A 26,403-nucleotide genomic window follows, 5' to 3' on the forward strand; every position below is an offset into this window, starting at 1 on the left:
ATGCATGCTGAACGCACAATCAAAATTTAAGAGGATTGTTGTCCTCCCTTTAATTCGCAATAGACAAATATGTATTAATGACATGCACAATACCAAAAAGTACTGTTGGTATAATAGCCAGATAATTTTGAAGCCAAATCTCAGCTAATATAAAATATACTACCGGGAGAACGGCCATCCCCAAAAAAATAATCGAGTTTGCGTTGCCTGTAAAATACAATATCCATAGCCCATAATAAAAAATCAACATTATTGCCATACCAATTATATAAGGACATCGCACTTCAGATGCTTGTTTTCTTACAACAAATATCAGAAGAAAGAAAAATATCGCCTGACTTCCGTGCTCCAAAACATCTAAAATCAAATGGCTATTTGCATTGTTTCCTGATATATCTGACGCAGGAATTAAAAAATGAAATATATTTGGTATCATTGGCAATAAAAAGATTATCAGACCCTTCCATGAAAAACCAAAATGATAATTCATTTGATCCTCTCTTTCGCATAATAGCAATATTCTTTAGTTTGCACTTTATTATGAATCCGCTTCTCTGGTATTCCTCTTGATGACCAAGGAGCATAACTATCAATGTGAAAATTTATTGTTATATGGTACACCTTCTAATATTCCGTTCATCCTGGTTTTCAACTGCTACGTTGTAAATGTATTCTTTCACCTATATTTATTATATTAATTGGTTGCATGGTTTAACCTTCTTAAGGGGTTGCGTATAACGTTTCTGTATTCACGACTCGACGCATGTCGAGTGTCCGGCGAATGCCGGACCTAGGGCGTATGCCCGCAGCGTGAATATTATGTTATGTGTTGTCAGCTTCTTCTTCGAACTACTTAGAAGGATTTCTTGATTTCCTTGCCATGCTTTTGAACTCTTCATACTTCTCTTTAGCAGCTTTGATTTTGTTTTCTATTACATAGGGAGCATCATCCGAAAAATTCGGTAGTTTCTCATTTATATAAACGTATAATGATCTTTTTTCAGCAGTTGTTGGAATTATTGGAGCAACAGGTATAGGTAGTGGCTTGTCTTCCTTTTCATCTTCTATTCCTTCAAGCAAATCGGCCATTCCAAAAGAATGAAAATTATGAAAAGCTCTTTTTCTATCCTCTTCTGTCTGTACATAATTCCCCTGAGAATCCAAACGGAATCTATCAAATCCCACCATCAGCAGCTCATGTGGCTTCCTATCTTTATTTCTGTAATATAAGATTACTTCAAGTACGTCCTCACCTGCTAACTGAGGAACAGATTTATATTTATGATCTTTAGGACGAGCGATCTTCACGACTTTGCCTTCACGCGATACAAATAAATATCTACTCTGAATCATCTATCTCACTCTTTCTTTCTCTTATTTAAGCTGATTGCACATAACGTTCAAAGGTTCACGACGGGCTTCATCCTTAGATAGCTCTTATCTTAGGATGAAGTCTGTGTTGGTGATTTACTTCTATTGTATTCACATCTTCCAACCAAGGACGAATGTCCGCAGCGTGAATATGATGTTATAGGATGTCCATGTCTTCTCTGAATCACGCTAATAGGTTTTCGATTTGTTTCTTATGATGTTCATCATGGTGTACGAATATTTTTAGATATCTTTCATAGGTATAAGGTCGTTTATCATTGCCTATAAAAAAGTGAATTTCTGAATGATCTACCTCACGGAATTGGTTGACTAAATGGGTTCGAGTTTCAATAAAGGTTTTAATCATACTTTCTCTGTCTGTAAATTCTTTAGCCTTCTCTATTGCTTTTAAGTTATGGGTATCATGATCGACGAATCCTGGGAGTTTCACTTGGTCTTTTATGTGTGGGAGCATTGTATTTAAAGTATATATATCCCAATTCCATAGATGGGTCACGACTTCCTTCACCGTCCACTTTCCAGGAGCAATCGACTTTTGCCAAGTCACATCATCAATTGATTTTACAAATTTATTGAAATATTCAAACTGCTCTAATAGTTTCTTGTTCATCTTCTTTAGTCCCTCCTGAATTAACTTCGCATGGATTTCCTATAACATCATCTCTACGAACTTCGTAAATACCTCTCTTTTCAAGCAATATCCGAACTACATATAATATAACCCAGATTAATCCATATGCGAAGTCACGAACATACTCAAAAAAAGCAGCCCCAGTGCGAACTACTCCATTCGTTAGACATAACTAACCTGTTGGATGCAGTTTAACATTTGGGCTGCTCTTTCTTCACTCAACAATAGAAGAATTACGGATAATCTATAGTAATCAACCTTTGCTCTCCTTCACCTAAAATATTTACTTCGCTCCGCTACTCCACACCACGCGCTCGCTCATCGCTTTATGTTGTGCAATCAGACAGAGTTCTGCGGCTTTGAATGCATGTTCCTGTGTCATGGCTGTCTCGGTGCGATCCAGACAATCGCGAATGAGTTGGCCGAAGAACGGGTAACCTACCTTGCCTTTTACATTGTAGCGGTACTCCCCTTCATGATTGACCAGGTACACCTGATCCCCCTGAGGTTCCCTTGCGATGTCGATATACTTCCGCAGCTCGATATAACCGTCCGTTCCCAGAATAACGGTACGCCCATCCCCCCATGTGCCCAGACCATCCGGTGTGAACCAGTCCACTCGGAAGTAACCGGACGCTCCGTTGTCCCCGATCAGAGAAGCTTCGCCGAAGTCTTCCAGTTCCGGGAACTGTGGGTGATTGAAGTTATGCACACGACTGAACCCTACCTCAGCGTCCGTACATGAAGCAAACGTCAGAAATTGTTCGATCTGATGACTTCCGATATCACAGAGAATGCCGCCATACTGCTCATGCTTGAAGAACCAATCGGGTCTTCCTCCAGCATTCAGGCGATGCGGGCCTGTACCCATAACTTGCACTACTTTGCCGATTGCCCCTTGTTCAATGAGCTGCCCCGCATAGATCGCACTTTCTACATGCAGTCGTTCACTGTAATACACCATGTACTTTTTGCCTGTTCGCTTCACTTCTTCTCGTGCAAGCTTTAATTGCTCCAGCGTGGTAAACGGTGCTTTGTCTGTAAAATAATCCTTGCCTGCGGCCAGAACTCTCATACCAAGCGGCGCACGATCTGAAGGGATCGCTGCACTTGCCACCAATAACACCTCATCATCTGCAAGCACCTCTGCTTCAGATCCAGCAACTTGAGCCTGTGGGAACTGCTTCTGAAATGCCGCTACCTTCGCCGGGTCCGGATCATACACCCACTTGAGGGTAGCACCAGCCTCCAACAATGCCCCAACCATGCCGTAGATATGCCCGTGATCCAGCGCAACAGCAGCAATGGTGAACTCACCCGGACCACATACGACCTCTTTTGTGACACTTTTTGGTGCATAGAACATCCCGTCTTTAGCCATGTCATCCCATCCTTTTTATAAAATGTTGATTACAATGAACTCTTCTTATATGACATCTTCATTTAAACGTTTGACTCAAATCAGCAGGTTGACTGCCACTGAATGCCTTGTCTTTCTTCGTCGTTGAGCCAGCAATGCGTTCCTGCAGATGCTCATAGAACAGATCCTCATCGATCGGCAGATCCACCCAGTTATCCGTCCAGGTGGACAGCAACATAGCGTTCGATAACGTCAATCCGTGTATACCATCCTCACCGGGAGCAATAAGTGGTACGCCTGTACGAATCGCATCAACCCAGTTACGAATCAGACCCGGGTGACCCGTTTCCACACCTGTAATCGGAATCTCGCATTTCCAGCATTCTGGCTGTCCAAAACCTCCGGTAAACCGCTGATTGAATTCAGGCTCAGATTCCCGAAGTCGCCAGAACGTAAGTTTTCCATCTTCGATCACGATTTTGCCCCGGTCTCCGTTGACCTCGAATCGATTGGTACCCGGTGCTTCTCCAGTAGTCGTTACGAAGACACCCGTTGCTCCATTTTCATACTCCACATAAGCTGTTACATCATCTTCCACTTCAATGTTCCGATACTTGCCAAACGAACAGAAAGCACGCATTCGCACCGGCATCATGCCGATGGTCCACTGCCACAGATCCAGTTGATGCGGGTCCTGGTTAATCAGTACACCGCCCCCTTCACCTGCCCATGTTGCCCGCCAGCCGCCGGAATCATAGTAACTTTGGGATCGATACCAGTTCGTAATAATCCAGTTGGTACGCCGTACCTCTCCCAGTTCCCCTGAAGCAATCAAGTCTCTCAGTTTAATATAGAGTGGATTGGTCCGCTGGTTGTACATCATGGAAAAGACTTTACCGCTGGCTGCGGCCGCTTCATTCATCTTGCGTACCTGTTTCGTATATACACCGGCCGGCTTCTCGATCATGACATGCAAGCCATGCTGGAAAGCCTGAATGGCTTGTTCCGGATGATCATAATGCGGCGTTGCAATAATGACTGCATCAATCGTACCCGAAGCCATCATCTGCTCAGCATCCTGCCAATAGGTTACCGTTGCCGGAAGATGACTGGATACCCAGCTCTCCATCTCTCTTCTTACATCACATACGGCAACCAGTTCTGCACCGGGTACTTCTCCAGCCACCAACGTTCTGGCATGTGCTGCTCCCATGTTTCCAATACCAATCACCGCTACTCGTACGATACTCATGACTGCTCCTCCTCGTCCACACGACGCTCAATTTCGGCGAAAACGTCTGCAAAATGCTGTAACATCGCCTTGGATTCCAAGGCACCACTAAAGTCCTCTATTCCGTAATATCCGTCATACCCGACGGCACGAAGATCCCGCACCATCTGTACCCAATCCACCATGCCTTCAGTCAGCGGCGTCCAGTGACATTTCCAGGCTGTATTCAGAGCCACTCCGCTGCTCTTCTCAGTCACATTAGCCTTTTGTGAATCTTTCCCTTCTGGTTCAAACCACCCGGCATTTTTTACATGTACATGAGCCAGATAAGGCCCCAGCAACTCAAGTCCCATCCGATGATTCTCATATCCTTCATGCACCATATTGCCTGGATCGTACAATACACCAACATGCTGCGGGTCGAGCGATTGCACAAGTCGATAGGCCAGCGATGCCGTCGGTGCAATCGTCTGGTGATGTGTCTCTACAATCGCCTTGATGTTGTACTGTTTGGCCAGATCTTGTACTTCACTCAGGTAATCAACGGCTTTACGATACAACTCAGGATAACTGGTCTTGCGATCATATCCAGGAACACCCACACGCATCATAGATGCTCCTAAACCAGCCGCAGCCTGAAACGCTTGCTTGGTGGCAGACAGATCTTCACAGTTCAGATACGGTACAAGTGCGATCGATTTTCTACCTTTCCCTAACGCTGCTTCACGAAAAACAGGAACCTGTTCCTCCCAGCGGCTCGGATCTACCGAGCATCGATTATTTCTCCAGTAAGAAGGCTCTTCAGATATAGCATCTTCAGGAATTCCACGGAATCTCCACTCAATTCCATCAATTCCCGCTGCTGCCGCAGCCGATGCCAGTTCTTCTGCATTCAGATCAGGGGTAGCCACCGTGAATACAGACAGTTTCATCATGATCCATCTCCTTATGTAAACGTATTCATTTCATGTCGTAAAGGCATTGTATCACTCCACTGAACGTCACCATAGGGGAAAACGCCAACAGATGAATGACAGATAACGAACAGAGCACATTCCCCATTCAGAGATAACTTCCAAGAGAATGATGTGATCAGAAATCAAAAAAGACATCCCTGGAACAGATTTGAATTCTGCTCAAAGATGCCTTGTACAATAATCATATATATAAGATGAAATTTAAGGAGAAGGTTCCCTCTCAGTTATCAAGTCGCCACTTCAGTAGCTGGTTCTGGTTCTAGCTCTTGTACTCGTCCAACTTGCAACCAGCGCTTATCTCTCTAATCCCGATCAAAGAACACATGTTCAGCCTGTATTTTCCCCTGATCTATTGTCATGATGCCAAATGAGTATTGTTTCTGAAAACGCCGATCCGTAGGCGACCCCGGATTAAATACCAGTGTGTTGTCCACGGTATGCATCACCGGGATATGTGAGTGTCCGTAGATCACAGCATCCACATGCTGGCCTGCAAAGGTATGAATTGCATTCTGCTCCGTACCCTTTGATCCCAGATGACCGTGCACTAGCCCCAGACGAAGTCCTTCCACTTCAACAATACGGGAATATCCCAGTTTTTCAGCGATTTCGGACGGGTCTGTATTACCCGTTACCCCTTCAACTGGTGCATACTCACTAAGCAATGGGTACACACTCCAATCCGACCAGTCACCGGCATGAAGAATGAGATCGGCACTCGGCAATACATCCAGGAGCCTAGTCGGTAACTTCCGTGATTTACGTGAACAATGCGTGTCAGAGATGACTACAATTTTCATATAACAACCCACCTTTCCTTCGTCTTGTTGCAATCTATTCTGTCTGTGATGGAACAGCTTGCATCTGAGTACAGGAACGTTCCATATCTTCGAGTGTAATGGATGCAAAGAACTGCTCCACCTTCGCCTCGGCAACCTGATACAGATTAGTCAGCAAGCCGTCTATATGCAAGCCTACCTCACAATCCGGGTTACAATTGCCGTGAATCGGGAACAATGGACCTTCGTCCTTGGCAGCCTGATAGATCATGGCTAATGTGATTTCACTTGATGGCTTCGCTAAGTAGAAGCCTCTTGTTCCAGGAGAGGAGTTCACCAAGCCCACCTTTTTCAGCCCGCCCAGAATACGTCTGACGACGACAGGGTTGGTATTCACGCTACCTGCAATATGTGCAGACGTGATTCGTTCAGGCGCGCTGAGTGACAATAACAACAAACAATGCACACTGACCGAAAAATGAGTACTCATGATTAACCACCTTTATTTAATATAATCCAGGACATGCTGACCTTATTCAGAGAACAGATCCTTTTCGGGACGTGCTCTGATCTTGAGCTGTCGCACACTGTATTCCAGTTGTTTCACAATATCATCCAGTTGTTTGCGATCAATCTTGGTCGGATCTTCCACCGGTTTTGCGGACGACTTGAGATCACGGATCGTTAACTGCTGTTCTTGCCATTTGTCCATCAGATCTGCAATATTGGCATAGAAACGTTCGTAATCTTTGATGACCAGGTCAAGATAAGCATCTACCTCATCCGGATCATAACCACGAAGTTTATAATTAAATTGTTTTTCATGAATCGATAACGCATCTAGCTGCACACCCAATTGTTTGAACAACTGTCTCTGTTTATCCAATCTTCGTTTCATATGTTCATCCATATTGACAACCTCCATTATAAGCCAAGCCGTGTTTCTATTTCCTGTAAAGATCATACGGCATTTTCTCTCTCTATTTTTTATAACACATAATCCGTCAGATATAAAACGATACAGCCCTATTCCTCACGAAAATGATTGCTTTTCATCCAATTCGGGTAAAGACACACTACACCCCACAACGGGAAAGGAGCATGTCCTTATGAGTACATTAACTAAAGATCAACATCAAATACTGAAAAACGCCCTTTTGGAGCAACGTGAAAACTTACAGCGTCATTTTGAATCCAGCATGGAAGACGGTGCTCCAGTCGAGTCGCTGAAAGATTCAACCGGTGAGCTGTCCTCCTACGATAATCATCCGGCAGATGCCGGTACGGAAACATTTGAACGTAGCCGTGATCTGGCGATTGACGATACATTAACAGACGAATTCAATCAAGTGAACGATGCATTGGAACGTATGGAGCAAGGTACATATGGAACCTGTGTAACGTGCGGCGAAGATATTCCCTTCGAACGACTTGAGGCTATCCCCTACACCGCTTACTGTATTGACGACACACCTAATCGGGAGATCAGCAACGATCGGCCCGTTGAAGAAGAAGTAATGACCCTGCCTCCGAGTGGTGCTGGGGAAGGAAGACAGCAGCGGGCCGGCAAGTTCGACAACGCAGATGCCTGGGAAGCGGTCGAAGAATATGGCACATCCAACTCCCCCGCAACCGCAGCCAAACGTGATGTGAAGGGTTACGATGAGAACATGTAACTTCGTTATGAACTGAAACGTTAAGCGTTAAAATTGATTGATTCCATAGGTTGCTCCACCATTAGCCTTCCTTATCACGCATTAAAAAGCCGCCATTGGGCGGCTTTTTCTAGTTTTCTCCTAAGCAGTCTCTCACGTTTGCGGTTACTTGCTTCCAGCGATAACGCTGAACCCATGTATTCCATCCGTTTATTCTTCTGACTCACTACCAGATGATGCAGATTCCTGCCGCTTAGACACAGATCGAGACGTTTTCGGAGTTGCTTTACCCTTATCAGACGTAGCTTTCTTTTTCTCTTTTGCATTTGTCTTAGAAGCAGGTATTTTCACTATAGGTTTAGAGAGAGCAGAGAATAACTGAAAGACCTCATGTTCCCCTTGTCGATTCTCTTTTGTAGTATAAGGTTCACAGAGTTTTATGATGTTTTTATACAATTGCTCTACTTCCTCACGGGTTGCATACAGCGTGATGTCCGAGAGAAACATCCGATCTTCGTTTTCCGCCTGATGCATGAATCGCTGACGACTCTGTTCGAACATCTCATTTAATAATTTGAGTGTCTCGGACCGAAACACCTGTTTCAATGGAGAGTTTTCCTTGTCTTCATCTTCGTGACGGAGATGGATCTCTCCGGTGAATGGTTCGTAGTATTTTGCGATAATCCCATTAATCTCACGTGTGGAAACGATCGTCAGCAGACCAATTTTCTCCAGCTTTTTTACATGATAGTGAACTTTGGCTGGCACCTCACCCATCTGGTCGGCGATCTCTTTGACAGTGGATGGTCTGCCCTGCTTGTTAAACATATTCATGATCTGTATCCGATACGGATCGGAGTAGATTTTAATTTCTTCAATTGTTGAAAGAACCTTGTGCGCCATCCCTGTATCCTCATTTCCGGGGTACCTGTTGTCCATCGATATCTCTATTATAACGTTGCGTCAGGACTTCGGTCAAAACGAGCGAGAAATGACTTGATACAGAAAATTGGCTAATGATCACTTCTGAATATCTTCACAGAGCACTTCGAAAACTTTTGCTAAATAACAACATACCTGCTGACATGGCAAGCATAATACCAAAGACAATAAACAGAACAGGCATGGTCATCCAATCTGCAAGTGCTCCCGAAACCAGACTTCCAAGTGGTGCGACACTCAAGACAAGCATACTTTGAAGGGCGTACACTCTGCCTAGCATCTCCGAAGGGGTAACTTCCATAAGATAGGTGGCCAGCGGTGTTGTAGCCAGCGGAATCCCCATACCCATCATTAGACAAAAGACCGCTGCAACCGGCAGTTGGAAGGAAGTCATGTAAGCGGGTAGTGCCGTCATCGCATAACTGAGACCCAACATGACAATACCGCTGATGACCAGCACACTTTTACGATAATTCGCTCCCCTTTGTGTCAACCATACACCACTGAGCAACATACCTCCCACCAGCAGCCCACTAAGCAGACTTAATCCCCCAGCGCCAGCATGCAGCGTTTCAATGACATAAGGTGTACGAAGAACATTAAACGGCATCAGGCAGAAATTAACGAAGGCAAACAGGATGGAGACAATTAACAATAAGGCATGTTTACGGAGAAAATGAAAAGCTTCCGCCATTTCGGAAAATATGCTACTTTTGTCGGATGGATGAGAATTCATTTCAGTTGATGTTTTATCTTCATTGTTAGCAGATGTTATGACTTCAGGGTAGCCTACTCGGCTCATAATTAAAGCACTTAGCGCAAACAACCCCGCATCAATCAGGATCGTCCAGGCAATGCCTATTGTAGCAATAAGGGCACCAGCCACTGCAAGTCCTGCGAGTTCGGCTACTCTGGTTGCGGAAGAGGACATGGCATTACCCGAAAGCAGCATTGATGGGGGAAGCAATCGGGGGACACTGGACACTTCTGCAGGACTAGTGAAGCATTCCAGCAAAGAATTCAGAATTGTAATGACAAACAGATGCCAGACTTCAAGTTGGCCCAATCCAAACAGCAGAGCTGTAATACCCACCAACAACCCGCGACCCGTATTCGTAATCACAATCACTTTTTTGGGAGACATGCGATCAACCAAAGCCCCGGCGAACAGACCCAGAAGGATATTGGGCAAAAAATTCACCGCCAGCAACGTACCCATCAACACTTTCGAACCGGTTAGAATGTACACCATCCAACTGTAGGCAATCGAGTCAATCGAATCACCAAATCTGGATACAACTTTACTAAGCATAAATTGCATGTACGGTCTGATTCGTATTAACTCACCCATACCTTGCTTGCCAACTACTGTGTTATCGCTCATCCCTTTTCACTCCTCAACGTTAAAATATTTTTCATGTTAATTTTATTTTAACGTAAGTTATGCAGAAATCAATACCTCCGTGAAAATAATTTTAACGACAAATAGGCAAAGTTATAGCTCGCTATTCTTTCAGAGAATTCGTAATCAACACAGGGACTTTTGGGACAACCTTTTTGAACAACCTCCTATAACACAAAAAAAACAGACCACATGTGGTCTGCTCGGCTGGACGTATTGTATTTGAACTGTCTTTATTTGCTACCTACTTCTCAACAAGCAATTGAAATCCAGCCTGTTCAGCCTGTACCTCCAACATCAAATCACGTACCCGGCCTGCTTCATTCCCCAGTCGTTCTTCGCTGATTTGGTAGTTGGTCCATTTTAACTCTAGTGGAAGTTCAATTGTACCCGTCAGGCAATCCCACAGAGCGTCGAGATTACCGCCATAAAAATCCGGCAGTTTAAGCTTAACCTTTAATTGTTGATGAAGTTCAACGCTACTAGCAAAGTCTTCTCCATCCAGAATCACGGTATTCATGGCTGCTCCTTCCTCTATTTCAAACGTGTAAAGGATGCATAGTGATCTGTCGTTTTGTAGATGAGTCCATCATTGGAGTACACAATCCGATCCGAATTACGGAAGCCGGAAGTATAGTTAATATCCGCTTCGCGCCATGTACGTCCGCTGGCCGAAGGCAGAAGCCCCTCCCGATTGCCAAATGTATCCCCACCGATGCTTTTCCCAGGAGCAACTACAGCCAAGTTTCCTTTTGACGCTACCCAGCCAAGTCCTGTTGCCTGTGATTTGGTAATAAAGTTACATGGCAACGTTCCATTTGCACTCAAATAATTTGCTACACCTGTAAACGTATTGATGATGGTACATGTTGCAGCAGATGCCTTCTGCTGTGCGACTGGAGTGAACTGTGAACCTGTGAGGAAAACAAACGTTAACAACAATGCCAGTAATGCGGTGGATATCAATTTTTTCATCAATCCGGCCTCCCGATCCCTCAAAGTAGATGAACGTTGTCACGATATGCGTTCTGCAAGCTGTAATGGTCTAGTTGTATGTTCTGCTAGATTATAGTAAACAAGTCATCTCATGACTATTTATATCACATCATTTTGGTAGAAATATCAAATGAAGACGTTTAAATTGTAAAATATTATAATTGTAACATTTTAAGACAGAAAAAAAGACTCTCATCCCTGAAGATGGAGTCTACTTTTCTAGTATGTTTAAACTGACCTGACCTAATCTAACCGATCAATTGCACACGTTGACGAGTTCGAGCCGATTCCAGGCACGCATCAATAACGCGCATGTTTTGAATGGTATTTTCCGGACTGAAAGGTAAGGCCTCTCCTTCAAGCACAGCCGTTGCAAACGTCTCCACCTGAAGCACATAGGAATTCGACACGGATACACGTTCCTCACGGCTGACCGAATCGGTGTGCACAATAATCTGAGGTGGAATATCGCTGTTCTCCCAGCCAAATACTTTTGGCAGTTCAATCCGCCCTTCCGTCCCGAGAATCTCCATCTCCGCTCGACCTGAAGCCCACATGCCACAGTCAAAAGTTAAAGCTACCGAATTCGGAAATTCTACCAGTCCAGACGCCATCATATCCACGCCATCATACTCGTCCGAGAATAGAGCGTGAACTGTCACCGCTTCCGGTTCCTGTCCCAGATACATCCGGGCCGCCGAGATCGGATACACGCCAAGATCGAATAATGATCCGCCGCCCATCTCTCTTTTGAACCTTACATTCTCCTTGTCATCAGCGGTATTACAGGTAAAATTACCATGGATGGCTCTGACGATGCCAATCTCTCCACTAGCTATAATCTCTTGCACACGTCTGTGCTTGGGATGATATCGATACATAATCGCTTCTGCAAAAAGAACACCATGCTGATGACATACCTCGATCATTTCTGCCGATTCATCTGCATTCAAGGCAGCCGGTTTCTCACACAACACGTGTTTGCCAGCCTGTGCCGCTTTGATGGTCCATTCTTTGTGCATATGGTTAGGCAAAGGAATATAGACGGCTTCAATGTCCGGATCAGCGATGAGCTCTTCATAACTGCCATACGATCTGGCAATACCGAGTTCTTCGGCAAGGGTTTCCGCTTTTTCTTTGCTGCGGCTGGCAATCGCCAACACCTCACCACGTTCAGACTGCTGAATCGCCGGAATGACTGCATTTTTGGCAATGGTTGACGTACCGAGTACCCCCCACTGTAACTGTCTATTCATGCTCATCTTCCTTTCGTACCGTAATTGTCCTCTTCTGCCTTGTGTAACATGCCGAGACAACGATCCAGGTCCGTTTTGACCTGTTTCTTGTATAACTCAGCTTTTTCCGCACCATCATCCGTGAAATGATATAAAACGATTTCCTGAAAATCGACCTTTGGATCATTACCTTTAAGCTTTTTCGTGCGATAAAAAACACCTTGCTGTACCAATTCATGCAGTGCCCGATATACCTCGCTCTGGGGTGGTACATAACCGTAGTCTTTGAATTCCTGCTTCATCGCCTCCAGCATCTCGTAACCATACCCCCTGTGCTGTTCAACCATCGTAATCAGATACAGCTTGATAAATGCCCGCTGTGCAATCATAAAAGCCACGTTCATTCCCCTCCTGTCAGAACCTATTTATCTAGTATTATAAAACTTATGTTCGGGTTCTGCCATCTTTCTCCGCTTGGTCTGCCTTTTATCCATCTTCAAAGAAGGTGAGAAAGAAATCGTGTGAATACGCGTTAACCTGGGGGAAGCACGGAAAAAGGTTTTCTGTTGTGAATTTTTCATGTAATGAAATTTTAATTTATATTCAAAAGAATCAATTTCATAATACCTTTAGCTGCTTCAATCAAGGCTGGATATAGATCGAAACGGTTCAATTTGTCTATATCCAGTTACAGAAATCCATTTTTAGTGAGTTATGAAATTGATTCGAAAGTTTGTTTATTTCAGGGCTCAGGGAGTCGTGAGATCGAATTTTAATGACAAGAAAGTCTGTGCAAAAGCTGTAAAAGCTGTAATACCTGTGCTCCTGTATCTTGTGTTCGTATACTCTCGTACACCTGTACACTCCTGTGTGGCTGTGGTGATCTATTATGAATTTTTCATATGTTGATGGATTCATTTATCGCGGACAGACTTCGGTACGGTTCCCACAATCCATTTGCCCCAGCTTACACGCGAGATAAGCCATGTCACTACACAGGATAATGTAAGAGCCAACAACCAGGTGATGATCATTCGGACGACAGGGTTCCAACCCATAGCAACGTAAAACAACTCATCCGGAATGTAGCTATACCGCAGCATCAACATATGCATCAGATAACCGCCATACGATACACCACCAATCCATCCCAACAATCGTGTAGCCCTGAGGTTATGCAGTTTCCCGGCCAGCTGGTACATGACCATAATGGAAGCGATCAGAAAGAGTGCCATATCAGGGCGGATCAAGCTGACTGTGTAGAATGTAATTTTGATTCCTTCCGGCTTCTGAAACTCCAGCATTAATAAATAAGTAAACCGCAGACCCAGAACAATAAACACTGTCCAGTATATCCAGCGCAATCGATGAATCCATTCATTCCAGTGCTGGACGGATAACCCCGCGGCTGCACCTAGCACAAAATAAATAAAAAAATAGAGGAAATTGCGGTCTGCATACGTTGTAAAAGCATCTGTCAGCACCGGGATATTCAGCCGTTCCATGAATTTGGCGATGTTTCTTAATTGATCCGCAAGTACAAGATACACCACACCAGAAATCAATAATGCGATCAAGCGCCCCTTGGCCTCATATCGGTTATATACATAACGAATGGCTCGCAAAAAGAGCGGAAATAACAGATAAAACTGAATCAACATAATGATGTACCAAAAGTGTGAAGTCGTTTTGCCCGTAAGCAACTTCAGGCCTAGGTCTGGGATGTCATTCCATCCAAATCCGGTCCAGCCTCGCGGTGCAAGTGTAAAATAAATGAGTGACCAGATCAGGTAAGGCACGATCACGTCGTTTACTCTTTTTCTCATAAACTTGCCGTAATTCAGCTTGTCTCCCGTGTTATAAAACAGCACCATACCTGTTATGAATATGAATAAAGGAACTGCAAATTTGGAGAGCATCAGCAGTATGGCCAGTAACACGCCATCCTCCAGTCTCGTTTCCGGGACTAATGAGTAATGTGCGATGGAATGCTGGAGAACCACCGCTCCAAAGGCAATTCCCCTTAAGTTCTCTATTTCTGTAATTCGTTCTTTGCGAGGCATACATTCAGCCATCCTTTCTTGGTTTTGCGATAAAAACAAAGTACAATGAAGCCGTATATTTAATGAACGGAGTTGATTCACATTTCTTTAACAGACAAAGACGTAACCACTACCGATTCCAAGTATGTCCAGCAACATCTGGCTAACGAGCGAACTTTTCTGGCCTGGGTACGCACCGGTATTGCCATGGCGGGCATCGGATTTCTTGCTGCCGGATTTGGTTTCAACTCGTCGGCGTATGATCGGCTTGCACATATTGCGGCGATTATTACGGGTATCACTTCTCTGATTGCCGGCATATCCATCATTGTGTATTCGGCAGCAGCGTATCATCGGAAGCGTACACAAATCAATGAACAGACGTTTCAGGCATCGACCGGATTAATCCGGTTTCTTACCATGATGCTACTGGTGATTGGACTCGCTTTGGCTGTACTGTTATATGTATTGTTATTCCCTGCTTGACTGGGTAAAAACACCATCCGACATTATTGACACCCACCCATATGCAACACAGGGACAAAAGCCGGCTTCCCTTAAGGAAACCGGCTAATGACCATCTGGTGGATCATATATGTCATTCCATTTTACAGATAATAAGTCATTGGGTTTTATTTCATATCGATTAAATTCGCGGCAAGTTTACAGGAATGTATTGTTACCGAATCGCGCTGCCTTGTTTTGGGCTTCCAATCTGCGTTCTTCCATATCCAGATCCGGACGTTCGGCTGGCACATCTCCGCGATGAGCTGCTTCGGCTCTGTCTCGGTTAAGCTGGCTGTTGCCACTGAACACATCGTACACATCGGAGTCCCGATCCGTAGAATCTACGAGCAACAGGATTTTACCATTCTGTACATACTCCTCATACTGTTTAGCGTCCTCTTCCGGAATACCAAGACCCACAAGTCCACCCACCAATCCGCCAGCTCCTGCGCCCACAGCTGCACCGGTAAATGCTGCTGCGATAGGGCCTGCGGCCAGAATCGGTCCTATGCCGGGTATGGCTAGTGCACCGATACCTGCGAGCAGACCGGCTACACCACCAAGGACACCACCTGTTGCTGCACCAGCAGCCACGCCCTCAGGGGCTTTGGTACCTGTCTCTTCCCGAATTGCCTTCAGTTCGTCCCGATCTTGTGTAACAACGGAGATTTCGTCTGAAGTGAATCCTTGTGCTTTCAGACCCTCGATAGCCTGCGATGCTTCACGTTCTGTATTAAACACACCTACGATTTTCTTCTGCATAGTGAATCCCTCCTCATATTATTGAGTGGTTCGCTATGTTATTACCCGCCTAAGTTTCTTTTAAACGTTTGCAAGTCAATATACTATGTGTTGATAGTAAAAAATTGCTGAAGTTCATTCCTTATTAATCCTCATCAGGGTGTGCCTTCAAACTCAGGTATGTGATACGTTATCAGGCATGTTTTACGTTGAAGCACGTCGGCGTCCAGAACATCTTGAAGTCTAGGCTGGCTGATCCTGGCGGATTGTCCCAGGCAATTTTCTAAGGAACCGAGGACGTCTTATTTATCCTTCGGGCCCTCCTTATATTTTGTAAGGAACATGAGACACGTTATTTACCAAAATCACCTGACAAACCCGTTGTAAATGGCTGGTTATTCAAATATAGCGTGTTTCAGATTCCTTAGGTTACTGTGGGCGCTTCAAATCGCTGAATAAGACGTCACAAGTTCGTTAGCGCTCCGCTCCATGGTTCTGCTCCATGTTCAGCTCCCTAGGCACGTGCAGTTACGCTTTGGCTTCGGCAGGTTTGAAGATACGCTCTAGGATGTGTCTTCAACCTCAAAAGAAGCAGATTTTTCCAAATTATCGTTCCATGCCGGAAGTTTTCAGCAGGCGTGCCGGGGCACGTCAAGGGAAAGTGACGCAGCATGGGACGAAAAGGCAAAGTGACGTAACATGGGGCGAAAAGATAGTAAAAGATGCACGTTAGCTAGTTTTGAGACACGTTCTGGTTAAAGGGTGATTCTTTAAGACAGAGAATGATTCGATCAGCTACAAAACTGACTGTTGTTCAGCAAAGTCTAACCCTGATAACGCGCCCTTTGGGAACCAAATCGTTGATGTCTTTAAAAATGAAGTAATTCATCTATTTGCCCCGTGGTTTGGCCCGATTTGTGGCGACCGCTTCAAGTGGATTATCCGGCCAGTAATGCTTCGGATAACGACCTTTCAGATCTTTTTTGACGTCAAAGTACGTCTCTCGCCAGAAATTCGCCAAGTCTCGTGTGACCTGTACAGGTCGCTGAGCCGGTGATAATAGGTGGATGGTCAACGGGACTCGCCCACCCGCTATACGCGGTGTCTCCTGTTGTCCAAACATCTCCTGTAATCTTACTGCCAGCGCCGGGTCCTCTGGACGACTGTAGTCCACAGGAATACGTGAGCCACTGGGCACCTGTATATGCGTCGGAGCTTCATCGTCCAGTTGTTGTCGTTGCGTCCAGCTCAGGCCACCAAGTAATACATCTTGCATCGACAATCTCTTGAGGTCGGCTGCCGATCGCATGCCTGTCAGATAAGGGGTAAGATGTTCTGCCAGCTCTTCGGTCAGATCATCTTCAATCAGGTCAGGCCACTCAGGTAGATGGAGATGCAGGAACCGTAGCCTGTCCGCAAGTTGTCTGGATGTTTTTGTCCAAGGCAGACAATCCAGCCCTTCCATTCGTATTCCGGTTAACAGTGCTTCCAGCACCTGATCTTCAGGTGGCTGTGCAATACTGCTCTCTTTAATCACAAGGGCTCCAATCCGAAGTCTCTTATGTGCGCGCACGCTGCGAGTGTTGGAATCCCAGGCCACTTGCACTTCATTGTGCAGCAAGTGCTGACCTGCCTGCACCAATGTCTGCTCCTGCAACGGCGCAGCCAGCAGGATGCGCGCATCTGCGCCCTGGTCGTCTGCCTCGGCTGCGACCAGATACGCTGCACGGCTCAGCGATTCTGTCGCTGCGAGCCTTACACCGCGGCCGCTGCTCAGCAGATAGCGGCCGTCCTCCCGGCGTTGCCCGATCCGGTCCGGATAGGCGAAGGACAGCAGCAATCCGCAGCTGTCCTCATCCGGCCGCACCGGATCGGCCGCCGGGCCGAGCGCCGAGCGCAGCTGGCGGCTCTCCTGGAGCATGCGCCGCACGGCCGCGCCGTCTGCGATAGCCGCTGCCGCTTGCGGCATGCCGCTGCTGTCCGCTGTCAGCAGCGCCTCTACGCGCGGGCGGAGGTCCGTGCCCGCGCCTGCACTGCCACTGCTGCGAAGGCCGGCAGGCTCCTGCAGCAGTGCCGCCAGCATGCTGGCGTAGCTGGCCAGCCCAAGCTCCGCTGCGCGGAGCAACATGCTGGCCAGTCGCGGATGCACGCCAAGCGTGTTCATCCGCCGCCCGAAGGGCGTGATGCGGCCTGCGTCGTCCAGGCCGCCCAGCTGGCGCAGCAGCGCCTGAGCCTGGCCGTAGGCGGCGTCAGGCGGGGTGTCCAGCCATTGCAGCTCTGCTGGGGACTGGACACCCCAGACGGCAAGCTCCAGCGCCAGCGGCGCAAGATCCGCGGATGTGATCTCCGGGCGAGCTGCCTCAGGCAGTCCCCCATGAACCTCTTCGCTCCATAGCCGGTAACACACCCCCGGGGCAATTCGCCCTGCACGCCCCCGCCGTTGATCGGCTGACGCCTTGGACACCGGCAGGGTGACAAGCCGGCTCATGCCCGTACGCGGCGAGAATGCCGATGCACGACTCAGCCCTGCGTCTACCACAATCTTAACTCCAGCGAGTGTGAGACTGGATTCCGCAATGGAGGTGGACAACACCACTTTGCGCGAGCCCTCAGCCGCCGGGCGTATGGCCTCATCCTGTTGTTCCACCGGCATACTGCCATACAGAGAATGAACTTTCACATGTCCAGGAAGAGAACCATTCGATAACTCCCGCTCTGTACGGTGTATCTCTCTTGCGCCTGGAAGGAAAACAAGCACATCCCCCTCCTGTTCGGCTAATGCCTTGGTCACCGTCTGAGCCGTGAATTGTTCCAGCGGCATAACTGCCGGTCTCGGCACATATCGTGTTTCCACTGGAAACGTACGTCCCGGACAATGAATTGATTTTGTACCTTCGCCAAGCAACCCACAGACTGGAACAGGATCAAGGGTCGCCGACATCACCAGCAATTTTAGATCTGGACGTAACATCGCTCGGGATTCCAAGGCCAGAGCCAGACCCAAATCCCCATGTAGATGCCGCTCATGGAATTCATCAAATATAATCATCGCCGTATCCTCAAGACCCTGGTCCTGTTGCAGCATCCGGGTCAATACCCCTTCCGTCACAACTTCAATGCGTGTCCCCTGACTCACCCGGGTATCCATGCGTATACGATAACCTACAGTCTGACCCGCCTTTTCCCCTAGCGTAGCCGCCAGTCTCGATGCAGCTGAACGCGCTGCCAGCCTTCGGGGTTCCAGCATAATGATTTTCCGTCCAGCAACCCACGGCTCCTCCAGCAAAGCCAGCGGAACAACAGTCGTTTTTCCCGCTCCTGGCTCTGCAATTAACACACCTGTATCTTGATCCCGAAATAATTGTCTTAACTCAGGAATAACCTCTTGTATCGGTAACTCTATATGCATATAATCGCTCCTAATGAATGTACCCTACTGCTCTTCAGTATCTCTATTCGAATGTTAGCATTATAACAAAAAAAGCCGTTCCAGAGGAACGACTATCGCAGACATACCCTAAGACACGCCTTAGCAAAAATGAAATTTATCCAGAATACTCACTTAGCTGAGCAATGATTCGGCACCATCAATAACGATCTCTGCTCCGGTAATATGTCTGGATTCGGACGATGCAAGGAAACTTACCAGATCGGCAACATGTTCCGGCTGACCCGGCCCGTCCGCCAGCGGCTGCTGTCCTTCCGGGAACTCCATCGGAATAATGATCTGCTGTAGATCATCCGTTTTGACCGTACTTTGATCGATATTTGTTGCAATCGCTCCTGGACAGATCACGTTCACACGTATCTTGAACTTCGCCAGCTCAAGCGCAGCCATCTTGGCAAAAGCAACCTGTCCTGCCTTGGACGTGCTGTATGCCGACATGCCAAAGCTTGAGAAGCGTTGATTGCCATTAATCGAACTCGTGATGATAATACTGCCGCCACCCCGTTTTTTCACGTGAGGCAATGCATATTTAATCGTGAAAAACGTACCATTCAGGTTGGTTGTAATAATCTGTTGCCAATCTTCAACCTGAATTTCCTCAATCGGTGCCGATACACCGTTAATGCCCGCATTGGCAAAAACAATATCCAAACCGCCGAATAACTCAACAGTTTCCAGTACCGCCTTTTCCACACGTGCCGGATCGGAAATGTCTACATCAAATGCTCTTGCCGCACCGGGGTGCAGCGCATTAATCTCTGCTTCCGTTTCCGAGATCCGATCATTCACCAGATCAAACAATGCAACATGTGCACCCTCTTTAGCCAGCTTGACCGCAGTGGCTTTCCCAATCCCGGATCCTGCTCCGGTAATAATCGCAACCTTGCCTTGGAACCGTGACTTGCCGTTATGTTGTGTCATTATCCATCCCACTCCTTTGATTTAGCAATTATGTAAGAATGTACGTTCAAGCTCATCGTTAAAGAGGTTGTTCAAAAAGTCCGCTTTTGAACACGTACTTAAAATCAATTCTTCACAAGATTACCCAAAAAGAGTGTCTTTTAAATCAACACCAACAAGTTTTTTCACAGTTGATCTTCGCCGCTGTCACAGCTTCATGAGGATCGATCCACATCTTGATATCCGGCACTCACCATTCCAGCTCAATGAAAGCGGCATCATCTTCAAGACCGCCGGTATGTGTCGCATCCAGCAATACCTGAATGTGTTCATCCGGGACATAGGCTTGAATGGCATCCAGGTCGTTCAGTCCATCCGTATATAACTGAAGACGCAGTGAATCTCCTGCGGACCCTTTCATCTCGCAGATGTGCGGCTTACCACCAACAGGTCCTTCAAGTGTAGACCAACGCTCATTTGTCTTGCAGTGAGTCTGAAATAATTCAGACTGTTCCTGGCCATTACGCCACAGGCGAATACGGGAATCTCCTTGCCACGCAAGCCACACCCGACTTTTGCGGCCGCCTCCCGTGAGCTCGATCCGCCCACACACATACATGGCCTGACTGCCCCGACTTCGCTTTTCCATCAACACTTCACGCAGCAACAAAGGGGAACTTTCCAGTGGCTGTAATTTCTCCAATTGCTCCGATGCGGGAAGGGTAAGATCATGGAGAAGACGCTCAACACCCTCTACCGTTGTGTTTTGCGTCGTTTCCAACCAATCCAGCAAAGCATTCCCCAGAAAACGCGCTGCAAAATCGCCCAGGTAACTCATGCCTACGCCATCACACAAAACAAAATTGCAGATATTCCCTTTCATACGTACCGCAGCAAAGTCCTGTCCGGTATCTCCCTGATGTACCGTCTCAGCCGCTCTGCCATAACCATATCTGCACTTGAATGTGCCCTGATAGCGAGTTAGCGGCTGTTCCCCGGTCTGTACACTCACATAGCGAAAGTTGCCATGCCGTTGCTCGGCATGGCCCCCCTTATCTCCAGCAGACAATGTTGCCAAACGCATCGCTCTCATGATTCCCCTCCTATCTCACAGGCGTAGCAGCGGACATCTGGAACCCGATTGATACCAATTCTGCACATGTACCTGGCAGCATCATGAGTGCACCGGGTGCAAGCAAATAATCAGCTTCAACAAGCATTTCTCGATAACTTTCAGGCAGAACGGATGACATATTCCGCAGCTTCTCTCCATGCTCATCCTGTAGATTCGTTTCCGAAGAGATTCCCTTCCATCTTCGAGGTTCAGCAATTGGCCCTTCAAGCAGATGATCCGATATAAAAATATTCTCCACCAGTACATTGCCGTCAGGTACACTCATCCCCATGATTCTTTTGGCAATAGGTTCGGGATCTTCACCTGTGGCTACCCCATCGGTCATGTGGCATACAAGTGGCGCAGGACAGTCCTGCATATTCGGAATTTCGGCCTGTAGAATCTTTTCCGCCTGCAGGAAAGCCTTCGCAGAATCTGAAAACCGTCTCGGAGTCAGGTCAGGCAAAGAACCAACGGCAGCGATCTCGTCAATCCCTTTGATTCCGTTCAACAAGTCATATACATCATCGCTGTAAGCCAATATGGCTATACGATAGCGAGGTGTCAGACGATTTCCCTTGGTAGAGCGAAATACCATTTGGCGGATCGCGAGAGATAAGGCATCATAGACGACGTCAATCCGTCGACGATTTTCCAGAACCATGTTCATGGAGGCGCTAATATCAATTAAATATATAATAAGTGCAGGTGTACGCTGTGATGCTTGAATCGTGTAGTTCATCTAGGGTGAGTCACCTCCATCATTCACATTAATTTACAAGGTTGTTCAAAAAGTCCGCTTTTGATTACGAAGGATGCCTTCAGGCATCATCAGCATCGAATATGAAATTCAGCCGAAATGTCCGTTGCTCACGTAGTTTTCCCTACGCTCCGCTACTCCATTTCTAGCTTCATCCCATCTTCTCGGTACTGAAAACCGTCCTTTTTGAACACGTACTATAAGTTGGGCAACTTGTAACTGTTGTTGCTCAGGAATTTGTTAATGGCACTCATTCGAGCGGCTACTTTGCCAACACCTTTGAAATAGGAAGCATCGGTATTGTAAAGATTTTTGAAATCACGGGCATATGCTTCCGCATTTTCAATTTTCCTGCCTTTTTGCGCGTTATACGTTTTATTGTAATGAGCAATCAGCGTGACCACATTCTGAGCACGTTTTTTCTTCAGAGCTGCTTTCTGAGCAATCTCCTGTTGACGTTTAACTTCAGCTGCCGCTTTACGCTCCGCTTCCTGTTTTGCAAGCTTGGCATCATTCTCTTTTTTCCAGACCAGATAAGCTTCATATTTCGCCTGTTTATCGTATTTTTCCTGCTCCGCTCTCTTAGCCGCTTCTTTCTTCTGCTGTTCCTGCTTCACCAGAAAGGCCTCATATTTCGCCTGTTTGTCGTACTTGGCCTGTAACGCCTTACGTTCTTCTTCTTTTTTCTTTGCTTCAGCTGCCTTCTGCTTGGCTTCAGCAAGTTTTTTCTTTTCCTCCGCGTCCAGTTTTGCAGCATCTGCGGCCTTTTGTTTCTCTTGTTCTTCCTGCTGTTTGAGCGCAGCTGCCTTTGCTGCTTCAGCCTCTTCCGCAGCTTTGATATCTGCCAGTCGTGTGGCTTCCTGCTGTTCTTTCTGTTTCACCTCTGCCTGATCGGCGAGTATTTTGACCGTTGGCACGCCACCTGCCAGCAATACAATAAGCACAGCGGAGGATATCATGAACTTTTTGGATCTGTAGAATGGCACAGGTACAGGTTTGTCTGTGTCTTCTTTTGGATTAAGCTTTGCATCCAGTTCCTTAATTGCGGCCTCGACTTCCATCTGCATCGCGCTGTTATGAGGAATAAAATGATAAAGCGAGCGGTACACTTCCAGTGCTGCAGCCGGTTTATCTTCATCCTCCAGGGCTCTTGCTTGCAGGAACAGACGGTTCACAACCGCTTCCTGATCGGGAGAGTGCGGCGTTTGGGGACGGTTCCCGTCTTGCGTATTCACCGGTTCACTTACTGGTTCTGAGCTCTTTTTCAGATTCACATCAGCTTCGGATGGATTGGCAGCTTTTTCTTCCGATGTCGCAGCCGCCGCATTGGCCTGATCCACGTCTACCGCAGCCAATGCAACATACCACTCACCAAACGTCGGACAACTGCTCAGATCGTGACTTTCCCAAGCTCGAATAAACAGATCGGACAGTTTGGAACCCCAACGCTTCTCAAGGGACTCCCGCATCGCATAATACCGTTCACTCACCGTTTGCATTTCATGCTGGTCAAAATAACTTTCGCCCCACGCTTTCTCTACAATCACAGGGTCGGACCAGCTTAACATTTCAGCAATGATAACCGCTCCGGCGAATCGGTCAGCATATGAACTCCACAAACCGCTGTGCACTGTTCGATGGGCTGCATAACCGGGTGACCCGGCAAGCAGGGCATCCGGACGATCCATCTTGGAACCGTACATCTGCTCGACATCCACAAGTTCTACCGCAGACATCTTCCCCAGGTTCTCCACTTCGGAAAAAAACGGAATCATTACATTGGGAGCGGACATATCGCAATGAGCCAGTCCACGTTGTTCCATAGCCGAACCTGTTCCAGCAAGCGCTCTAGCCAGCTTCAGGCTCTCCTCAGCCGTCAACTGTCTCTGATCACTGATTACATCGAACCAGGTCTGACCTTGCACCCATGGCATCAACACCGCATATAACAGATCGGGATGTTTTCCAATGAGCGCTCCGTTTCTTTCCGGAGTGAGCACATCACGCTTGCATACCTGCAAACCTGGCAGTTCACTATAAGACTCCATATGCTCAGACTGATATACCATAGCCGGAATACGGAATTTAGGAAAAAATACTTTTAGTGCTTTAGCCCCATGAATGGAACCATTTCGGGGTAACAACTGATAAACAATCCCCTGCCTTCCGGCTTGGGCATAAGCCAGACCCGGCGCTGCCGGATGTTGCCCAATCGTATAGGCAATGTCGTTAATCACCACTTCATCCCCGGGATTTGGTTGAAAAGACATGCTTATCCCTCTCTCTGTCCTAGTGTCATAGTTGCAACAAAAACCGGGTGTTGTGAAAACGCCCGGTTTTTGCTGTAGTTGTACATCTTCAGCTTGCTATCCACCTATAATTCAGGACGAATTCAGACTTCACATCGGCCTGATCTATGTAAAGCAGATTAACGAGCTTGGTCAGCTGTACGGAATTTGTTAGCAATAGCTGTAAGTTCAGCGCTGATGCTGTTCAGCGTTTGAACGAATGATTGCATTTGTTTGCTAGCTTCTTGGAACTCTTGGAAGAAGCGTTGCTTTGTCATACCTTCCCATTGTCCTTCCATGCTTGTGATGGATTGAGTCAATGTAGATACGATTTGCTGACTTTGCTCACCGCTTTGTTTAAATTGGTTGGAAACCTGATCAAGCTGCTCTGGGGTAACTAAAATACGTCCTGCCATTTGTAAATTCCTCCTTGGTTTGTGCAATTAAATTTTTACTTGTTCAAATTGTACTATACCAGGATCGATCGGACAAAAGCCGAAGGACCTAATCCTATTTACCCCATTTTCAGCACTTGAAACTTCTCCTAACAGCCTATTTACAAAAAAATATTCACTTTCTGCTGTTACTTTTATTCACCCTGTTCAGGAAACAACAGGCTCGGTCCCTCTTCTTCCCCGAAAGGAAGGATCTGTGAATCTCCATGCTACAGGCTCAGGCTGCATAGCCTGCACTAGTGTAGCCGGGGAGCCATCAGGCGGAGCGGCATCCTGTACACGATATACGGCCGCCATTGCGGAAAGGGGATCGGATACTACAGCTACAGTTGCAGAATGTGCAGGCATGATTTCTCCTGTACGATTGTTCTGAAGAACATTCAGCATATTGACCGCATTACCATAGGCTGTGTTCACATGACTCAGCACGGAACGATACTCCATGTCTGCCTGCTGGAATAACAACGCTTTGCGTCCCAGCTGTACGCTTAAGTCCATTAATCGACGCAGCGCATCCTCGCCCAGTCGTTTACTGTGATTCCATTCATTCATCACCGCTGCGCGGGATTCAACCTCCCACTCCAGCGAATGAATCGCCTGATCCAACACTGTCATCTTTTGCTGTATTTGCTCCGCTGCATACTGAATCTGCTTGCTCAGTGCCCGAAGCACATCCGGTTCCACACGAATGCGCATTTACCATCACCTTTCCTCTTCCCCTGCAGGCTGTTTAAGCCAGTCCAGCAGCATCTCGTGAAACTGTTCTCTAGTCGTTAGTGCTGCAACAAGCCAATCATCTGAAGCCGCAGTGCTCATCCGGAACAACCAGTTGGATACCGCACTTGCAGCAAATGCTGCCGACTGCGACTTCCACCCGTCTTCATTCCATACAAGCAACCTAAGCTCCCCGTCTGACTCCTTACCCACCAGACAGCGTGCCAGTGCAAGTGAGCCCTCAGGATCACTTGTCTCCTGTTCGAGTTCCGCTGCTACGGTCTGTACTCCGCTGTTTTCGAGCTCATTCATGACATCATAAAATTTTTTCTTGGAGCACATTAGGGCCGGTTTCTCCGCAGGAGAATGGCCGCTCCATTTCATCCGCTCTATCAGAACATCAATGGCTTCACGAACACTTCCCAGATCGCTGAGCCGGAACGAGTCCGGTACGTCGTCAACACGGGAAACTTCAACGACCCGCTCATCCGTGCAATGTATATAACTCTCATACGACTTGCCGTTGATCGTGTAGCGAATCCAACAAGCTCTGTCGGACAATCCGGCAATGGCTACCCTGGAGAAAACGGTCGGTGTCATGATCAGCTCATCGGTATCCTGATCCCGAATCAGATATCCTTTGTCAAGCAAGGAGGTTTTGACACGCTCCCACTCCATCGCGATATCCTCCGCCATATAGCCGCGAAACGGATCTTCCACACCAAGCAGTCGGTCTGAACCGAGAATACCAGCCAGGAAAAAAAGTTCCTTTGTTTGCAACGTGACTACCTTTTGCTTAGAATCATGAACCGTCAACATTATGAGCCACCTCCC

Annotated in this window: 27 protein-coding genes; 2 read left to right on the plus strand and 25 right to left on the minus strand. The window is 46.9% G+C overall.

Going from position 1 to position 26,403, the window contains the following annotated elements; all coding sequences use genetic code 11:
• Positions 1 to 49 precede the first annotated feature (49 nt).
• The 9 genes from MHI01_RS06630 to MHI01_RS06670 form a co-directional block, all read right to left on the minus strand.
• Entirely contained in the window at positions 50 to 490 is a 441-nt protein-coding gene (locus MHI01_RS06630; RefSeq protein ID WP_340982809.1) for a hypothetical protein, read from the minus strand.
• 359 nt (positions 491 to 849) lie between these two features.
• The gene (locus MHI01_RS06635; RefSeq protein WP_340020052.1) at positions 850 to 1,353 is read right to left on the minus strand and encodes a hypothetical protein; all 504 of its coding nucleotides are present in this window, start codon (positions 1,351 to 1,353) and stop codon (positions 850 to 852) included.
• A gap of 202 nt (positions 1,354 to 1,555) precedes the next feature.
• Positions 1,556 to 2,002, minus strand: a complete 447-nt coding sequence (locus MHI01_RS06640; RefSeq protein WP_340020051.1) for a DinB family protein — start codon at positions 2,000 to 2,002, stop codon at positions 1,556 to 1,558.
• Positions 2,003 to 2,306: 304 nt separating this feature from the next.
• Entirely contained in the window at positions 2,307 to 3,404 is a 1,098-nt protein-coding gene (locus MHI01_RS06645) for a Gfo/Idh/MocA family protein (RefSeq protein WP_340982810.1), read from the minus strand.
• A gap of 58 nt (positions 3,405 to 3,462) precedes the next feature.
• A complete protein-coding gene (locus MHI01_RS06650) occupies positions 3,463 to 4,635 on the minus strand; it encodes a Gfo/Idh/MocA family protein (protein WP_036609172.1) in 1,173 nt (390 codons plus the stop codon).
• Entirely contained in the window at positions 4,632 to 5,546 is a 915-nt protein-coding gene (locus MHI01_RS06655; RefSeq protein WP_338708929.1) for a sugar phosphate isomerase/epimerase family protein, read from the minus strand. The genes MHI01_RS06650 and MHI01_RS06655 overlap by 4 nt, the downstream gene beginning before the upstream one ends.
• A gap of 347 nt (positions 5,547 to 5,893) precedes the next feature.
• A complete protein-coding gene (locus MHI01_RS06660; protein ID WP_340982811.1) occupies positions 5,894 to 6,391 on the minus strand; it encodes a metallophosphoesterase family protein in 498 nt (165 codons plus the stop codon).
• A 34-nt stretch (positions 6,392 to 6,425) separates the two neighbouring features.
• Positions 6,426 to 6,860 carry an Rrf2 family transcriptional regulator gene (locus tag MHI01_RS06665; RefSeq protein WP_340982812.1) on the minus strand — a complete coding sequence of 145 codons (435 nt, stop codon included), beginning with the start codon at positions 6,858 to 6,860 and terminating at the stop codon, positions 6,426 to 6,428.
• Positions 6,861 to 6,902: 42 nt separating this feature from the next.
• Complete coding sequence (locus MHI01_RS06670) at positions 6,903 to 7,280, minus strand: DivIVA domain-containing protein (protein ID WP_017689054.1); 378 nt, start codon at positions 7,278 to 7,280, stop codon at positions 6,903 to 6,905.
• 199 nt (positions 7,281 to 7,479) lie between these two features.
• Here MHI01_RS06670 and MHI01_RS06675 point away from each other — a divergent pair, with 199 nt between their 5' ends.
• Positions 7,480 to 8,046, plus strand: coding sequence for a TraR/DksA C4-type zinc finger protein (locus tag MHI01_RS06675; protein WP_047842547.1), 567 nt, complete (start codon positions 7,480 to 7,482; stop codon positions 8,044 to 8,046).
• Between the two features lie 189 nt (positions 8,047 to 8,235).
• Here the strand turns inward: MHI01_RS06675 and MHI01_RS06680 are convergent, their stop codons facing one another.
• The 7 genes from MHI01_RS06680 to MHI01_RS06710 all read right to left on the minus strand — a co-directional run bounded on the left by MHI01_RS06680 (position 8,236) and on the right by MHI01_RS06710 (position 14,663).
• Positions 8,236 to 8,928 (minus strand): ArsR/SmtB family transcription factor, encoded by a 693-nt coding sequence (locus MHI01_RS06680; RefSeq protein ID WP_036670450.1) that lies wholly within the window; start codon positions 8,926 to 8,928, stop codon positions 8,236 to 8,238.
• A 133-nt stretch (positions 8,929 to 9,061) separates the two neighbouring features.
• Positions 9,062 to 10,351: an MFS transporter gene (locus tag MHI01_RS06685; RefSeq protein WP_340982813.1), complete on the minus strand. Its 1,290-nt coding sequence runs from the start codon at positions 10,349 to 10,351 to the stop codon at positions 9,062 to 9,064.
• Between the two features lie 262 nt (positions 10,352 to 10,613).
• Positions 10,614 to 10,889 carry a barstar family protein gene (locus tag MHI01_RS06690; RefSeq protein WP_076318557.1) on the minus strand — a complete coding sequence of 92 codons (276 nt, stop codon included), beginning with the start codon at positions 10,887 to 10,889 and terminating at the stop codon, positions 10,614 to 10,616.
• A gap of 14 nt (positions 10,890 to 10,903) precedes the next feature.
• Positions 10,904 to 11,344: a ribonuclease gene (locus tag MHI01_RS06695; RefSeq protein ID WP_036609184.1), complete on the minus strand. Its 441-nt coding sequence runs from the start codon at positions 11,342 to 11,344 to the stop codon at positions 10,904 to 10,906.
• A 269-nt stretch (positions 11,345 to 11,613) separates the two neighbouring features.
• Positions 11,614 to 12,621, minus strand: coding sequence for a Gfo/Idh/MocA family protein (locus MHI01_RS06700; protein WP_340982814.1), 1,008 nt, complete (start codon positions 12,619 to 12,621; stop codon positions 11,614 to 11,616).
• Positions 12,622 to 12,623: 2 nt separating this feature from the next.
• Complete coding sequence (locus MHI01_RS06705; RefSeq protein WP_036609188.1) at positions 12,624 to 12,998, minus strand: helix-turn-helix transcriptional regulator; 375 nt, start codon at positions 12,996 to 12,998, stop codon at positions 12,624 to 12,626.
• Positions 12,999 to 13,514: 516 nt separating this feature from the next.
• On the minus strand, positions 13,515 to 14,663 hold the full coding sequence (locus MHI01_RS06710) for an acyltransferase (protein WP_340982815.1): 1,149 nt from the start codon (positions 14,661 to 14,663) through the stop codon (positions 13,515 to 13,517).
• Positions 14,664 to 14,735: 72 nt separating this feature from the next.
• On the opposite strand from MHI01_RS06710, the gene MHI01_RS06715 reads away from it, so the two are divergent.
• The gene (locus MHI01_RS06715; RefSeq protein WP_340029874.1) at positions 14,736 to 15,128 is read left to right on the plus strand and encodes a YidH family protein; all 393 of its coding nucleotides are present in this window, start codon (positions 14,736 to 14,738) and stop codon (positions 15,126 to 15,128) included.
• A gap of 177 nt (positions 15,129 to 15,305) precedes the next feature.
• Here MHI01_RS06715 and MHI01_RS06720 read toward each other — a convergent pair whose 3' ends face one another.
• The 9 genes from MHI01_RS06720 to MHI01_RS06760 form a co-directional block, all read right to left on the minus strand.
• Positions 15,306 to 15,911, minus strand: a complete 606-nt coding sequence (locus MHI01_RS06720) for a general stress protein (RefSeq protein WP_017689064.1) — start codon at positions 15,909 to 15,911, stop codon at positions 15,306 to 15,308.
• 868 nt (positions 15,912 to 16,779) lie between these two features.
• Positions 16,780 to 19,299, minus strand: coding sequence for an ATP-dependent helicase HrpB (hrpB, locus tag MHI01_RS06725; RefSeq protein WP_340982816.1), 2,520 nt, complete (start codon positions 19,297 to 19,299; stop codon positions 16,780 to 16,782).
• A gap of 153 nt (positions 19,300 to 19,452) precedes the next feature.
• Complete coding sequence (locus tag MHI01_RS06730; protein WP_017689067.1) at positions 19,453 to 20,259, minus strand: SDR family oxidoreductase; 807 nt, start codon at positions 20,257 to 20,259, stop codon at positions 19,453 to 19,455.
• 229 nt (positions 20,260 to 20,488) lie between these two features.
• The gene (locus MHI01_RS06735; RefSeq protein WP_340982817.1) at positions 20,489 to 21,331 is read right to left on the minus strand and encodes a protein phosphatase 2C domain-containing protein; all 843 of its coding nucleotides are present in this window, start codon (positions 21,329 to 21,331) and stop codon (positions 20,489 to 20,491) included.
• A gap of 10 nt (positions 21,332 to 21,341) precedes the next feature.
• Complete coding sequence (locus tag MHI01_RS06740) at positions 21,342 to 22,094, minus strand: vWA domain-containing protein (RefSeq protein WP_017689069.1); 753 nt, start codon at positions 22,092 to 22,094, stop codon at positions 21,342 to 21,344.
• Between the two features lie 215 nt (positions 22,095 to 22,309).
• Positions 22,310 to 24,382 carry a hypothetical protein gene (locus MHI01_RS06745; RefSeq protein WP_340982818.1) on the minus strand — a complete coding sequence of 691 codons (2,073 nt, stop codon included), beginning with the start codon at positions 24,380 to 24,382 and terminating at the stop codon, positions 22,310 to 22,312.
• A 158-nt stretch (positions 24,383 to 24,540) separates the two neighbouring features.
• On the minus strand, positions 24,541 to 24,816 hold the full coding sequence (locus MHI01_RS06750) for a WXG100 family type VII secretion target (protein ID WP_017689071.1): 276 nt from the start codon (positions 24,814 to 24,816) through the stop codon (positions 24,541 to 24,543).
• Positions 24,817 to 25,002: 186 nt separating this feature from the next.
• Positions 25,003 to 25,551 (minus strand): WXG100 family type VII secretion target, encoded by a 549-nt coding sequence (locus tag MHI01_RS06755; RefSeq protein WP_017689072.1) that lies wholly within the window; start codon positions 25,549 to 25,551, stop codon positions 25,003 to 25,005.
• Between the two features lie 6 nt (positions 25,552 to 25,557).
• Positions 25,558 to 26,388, minus strand: a complete 831-nt coding sequence (locus MHI01_RS06760) for a hypothetical protein (RefSeq protein WP_047842537.1) — start codon at positions 26,386 to 26,388, stop codon at positions 25,558 to 25,560.
• Positions 26,389 to 26,403 lie beyond the last annotated feature (15 nt).

The organism is Paenibacillus sp. FSL M7-0656 (assembly GCF_038003225.1).
Taxonomy (GTDB): Bacteria; Bacillota; Bacilli; order Paenibacillales; family Paenibacillaceae; genus Paenibacillus; species Paenibacillus amylolyticus.

Excerpts from the sequence above, each read along its gene's own strand:
- MHI01_RS06695 (WP_036609184.1), bottom strand. The coding sequence starts at position 11,344 with ATGAAAAAATTGATATCCACCGCATTACTGGCATTGTTGTTAACGTTT.
- MHI01_RS06700 (WP_340982814.1), bottom strand. The coding sequence starts at position 12,621 with ATGAATAGACAGTTACAGTGGGGGGTACTCGGTACGTCAACCATTGCC.
- MHI01_RS06740 (WP_017689069.1), bottom strand. The coding sequence starts at position 22,094 with ATGAACTACACGATTCAAGCATCACAGCGTACACCTGCACTTATTATA.
- MHI01_RS06670 (WP_017689054.1), bottom strand. The coding sequence starts at position 7,280 with ATGGATGAACATATGAAACGAAGATTGGATAAACAGAGACAGTTGTTC.
- hrpB (WP_340982816.1), bottom strand. The coding sequence starts at position 19,299 with ATGCATATAGAGTTACCGATACAAGAGGTTATTCCTGAGTTAAGACAA.
- MHI01_RS06645 (WP_340982810.1), bottom strand. The coding sequence starts at position 3,404 with ATGGCTAAAGACGGGATGTTCTATGCACCAAAAAGTGTCACAAAAGAG.
- MHI01_RS06685 (WP_340982813.1), bottom strand. The coding sequence starts at position 10,351 with ATGAGCGATAACACAGTAGTTGGCAAGCAAGGTATGGGTGAGTTAATA.
- MHI01_RS06730 (WP_017689067.1), bottom strand. The coding sequence starts at position 20,259 with ATGACACAACATAACGGCAAGTCACGGTTCCAAGGCAAGGTTGCGATT.
- MHI01_RS06720 (WP_017689064.1), bottom strand. The coding sequence starts at position 15,911 with ATGCAGAAGAAAATCGTAGGTGTGTTTAATACAGAACGTGAAGCATCG.
- MHI01_RS06755 (WP_017689072.1), bottom strand. The coding sequence starts at position 25,551 with ATGCGCATTCGTGTGGAACCGGATGTGCTTCGGGCACTGAGCAAGCAG.
- MHI01_RS06635 (WP_340020052.1), bottom strand. The coding sequence starts at position 1,353 with ATGATTCAGAGTAGATATTTATTTGTATCGCGTGAAGGCAAAGTCGTG.
- MHI01_RS06760 (WP_047842537.1), bottom strand. The coding sequence starts at position 26,388 with ATGTTGACGGTTCATGATTCTAAGCAAAAGGTAGTCACGTTGCAAACA.
- MHI01_RS06650 (WP_036609172.1), bottom strand. The coding sequence starts at position 4,635 with ATGAGTATCGTACGAGTAGCGGTGATTGGTATTGGAAACATGGGAGCA.
- MHI01_RS06680 (WP_036670450.1), bottom strand. The coding sequence starts at position 8,928 with ATGGCGCACAAGGTTCTTTCAACAATTGAAGAAATTAAAATCTACTCC.
- MHI01_RS06745 (WP_340982818.1), bottom strand. The coding sequence starts at position 24,382 with ATGTCTTTTCAACCAAATCCCGGGGATGAAGTGGTGATTAACGACATT.
- MHI01_RS06735 (WP_340982817.1), bottom strand. The coding sequence starts at position 21,331 with ATGAGAGCGATGCGTTTGGCAACATTGTCTGCTGGAGATAAGGGGGGC.
- MHI01_RS06710 (WP_340982815.1), bottom strand. The coding sequence starts at position 14,663 with ATGCCTCGCAAAGAACGAATTACAGAAATAGAGAACTTAAGGGGAATT.
- MHI01_RS06630 (WP_340982809.1), bottom strand. The coding sequence starts at position 490 with ATGAATTATCATTTTGGTTTTTCATGGAAGGGTCTGATAATCTTTTTA.
- MHI01_RS06640 (WP_340020051.1), bottom strand. The coding sequence starts at position 2,002 with ATGAACAAGAAACTATTAGAGCAGTTTGAATATTTCAATAAATTTGTA.
- MHI01_RS06675 (WP_047842547.1), top strand. The coding sequence starts at position 7,480 with ATGAGTACATTAACTAAAGATCAACATCAAATACTGAAAAACGCCCTT.
- MHI01_RS06660 (WP_340982811.1), bottom strand. The coding sequence starts at position 6,391 with ATGAAAATTGTAGTCATCTCTGACACGCATTGTTCACGTAAATCACGG.
- MHI01_RS06690 (WP_076318557.1), bottom strand. The coding sequence starts at position 10,889 with ATGAATACCGTGATTCTGGATGGAGAAGACTTTGCTAGTAGCGTTGAA.
- MHI01_RS06655 (WP_338708929.1), bottom strand. The coding sequence starts at position 5,546 with ATGAAACTGTCTGTATTCACGGTGGCTACCCCTGATCTGAATGCAGAA.
- MHI01_RS06750 (WP_017689071.1), bottom strand. The coding sequence starts at position 24,816 with ATGGCAGGACGTATTTTAGTTACCCCAGAGCAGCTTGATCAGGTTTCC.
- MHI01_RS06665 (WP_340982812.1), bottom strand. The coding sequence starts at position 6,860 with ATGAGTACTCATTTTTCGGTCAGTGTGCATTGTTTGTTGTTATTGTCA.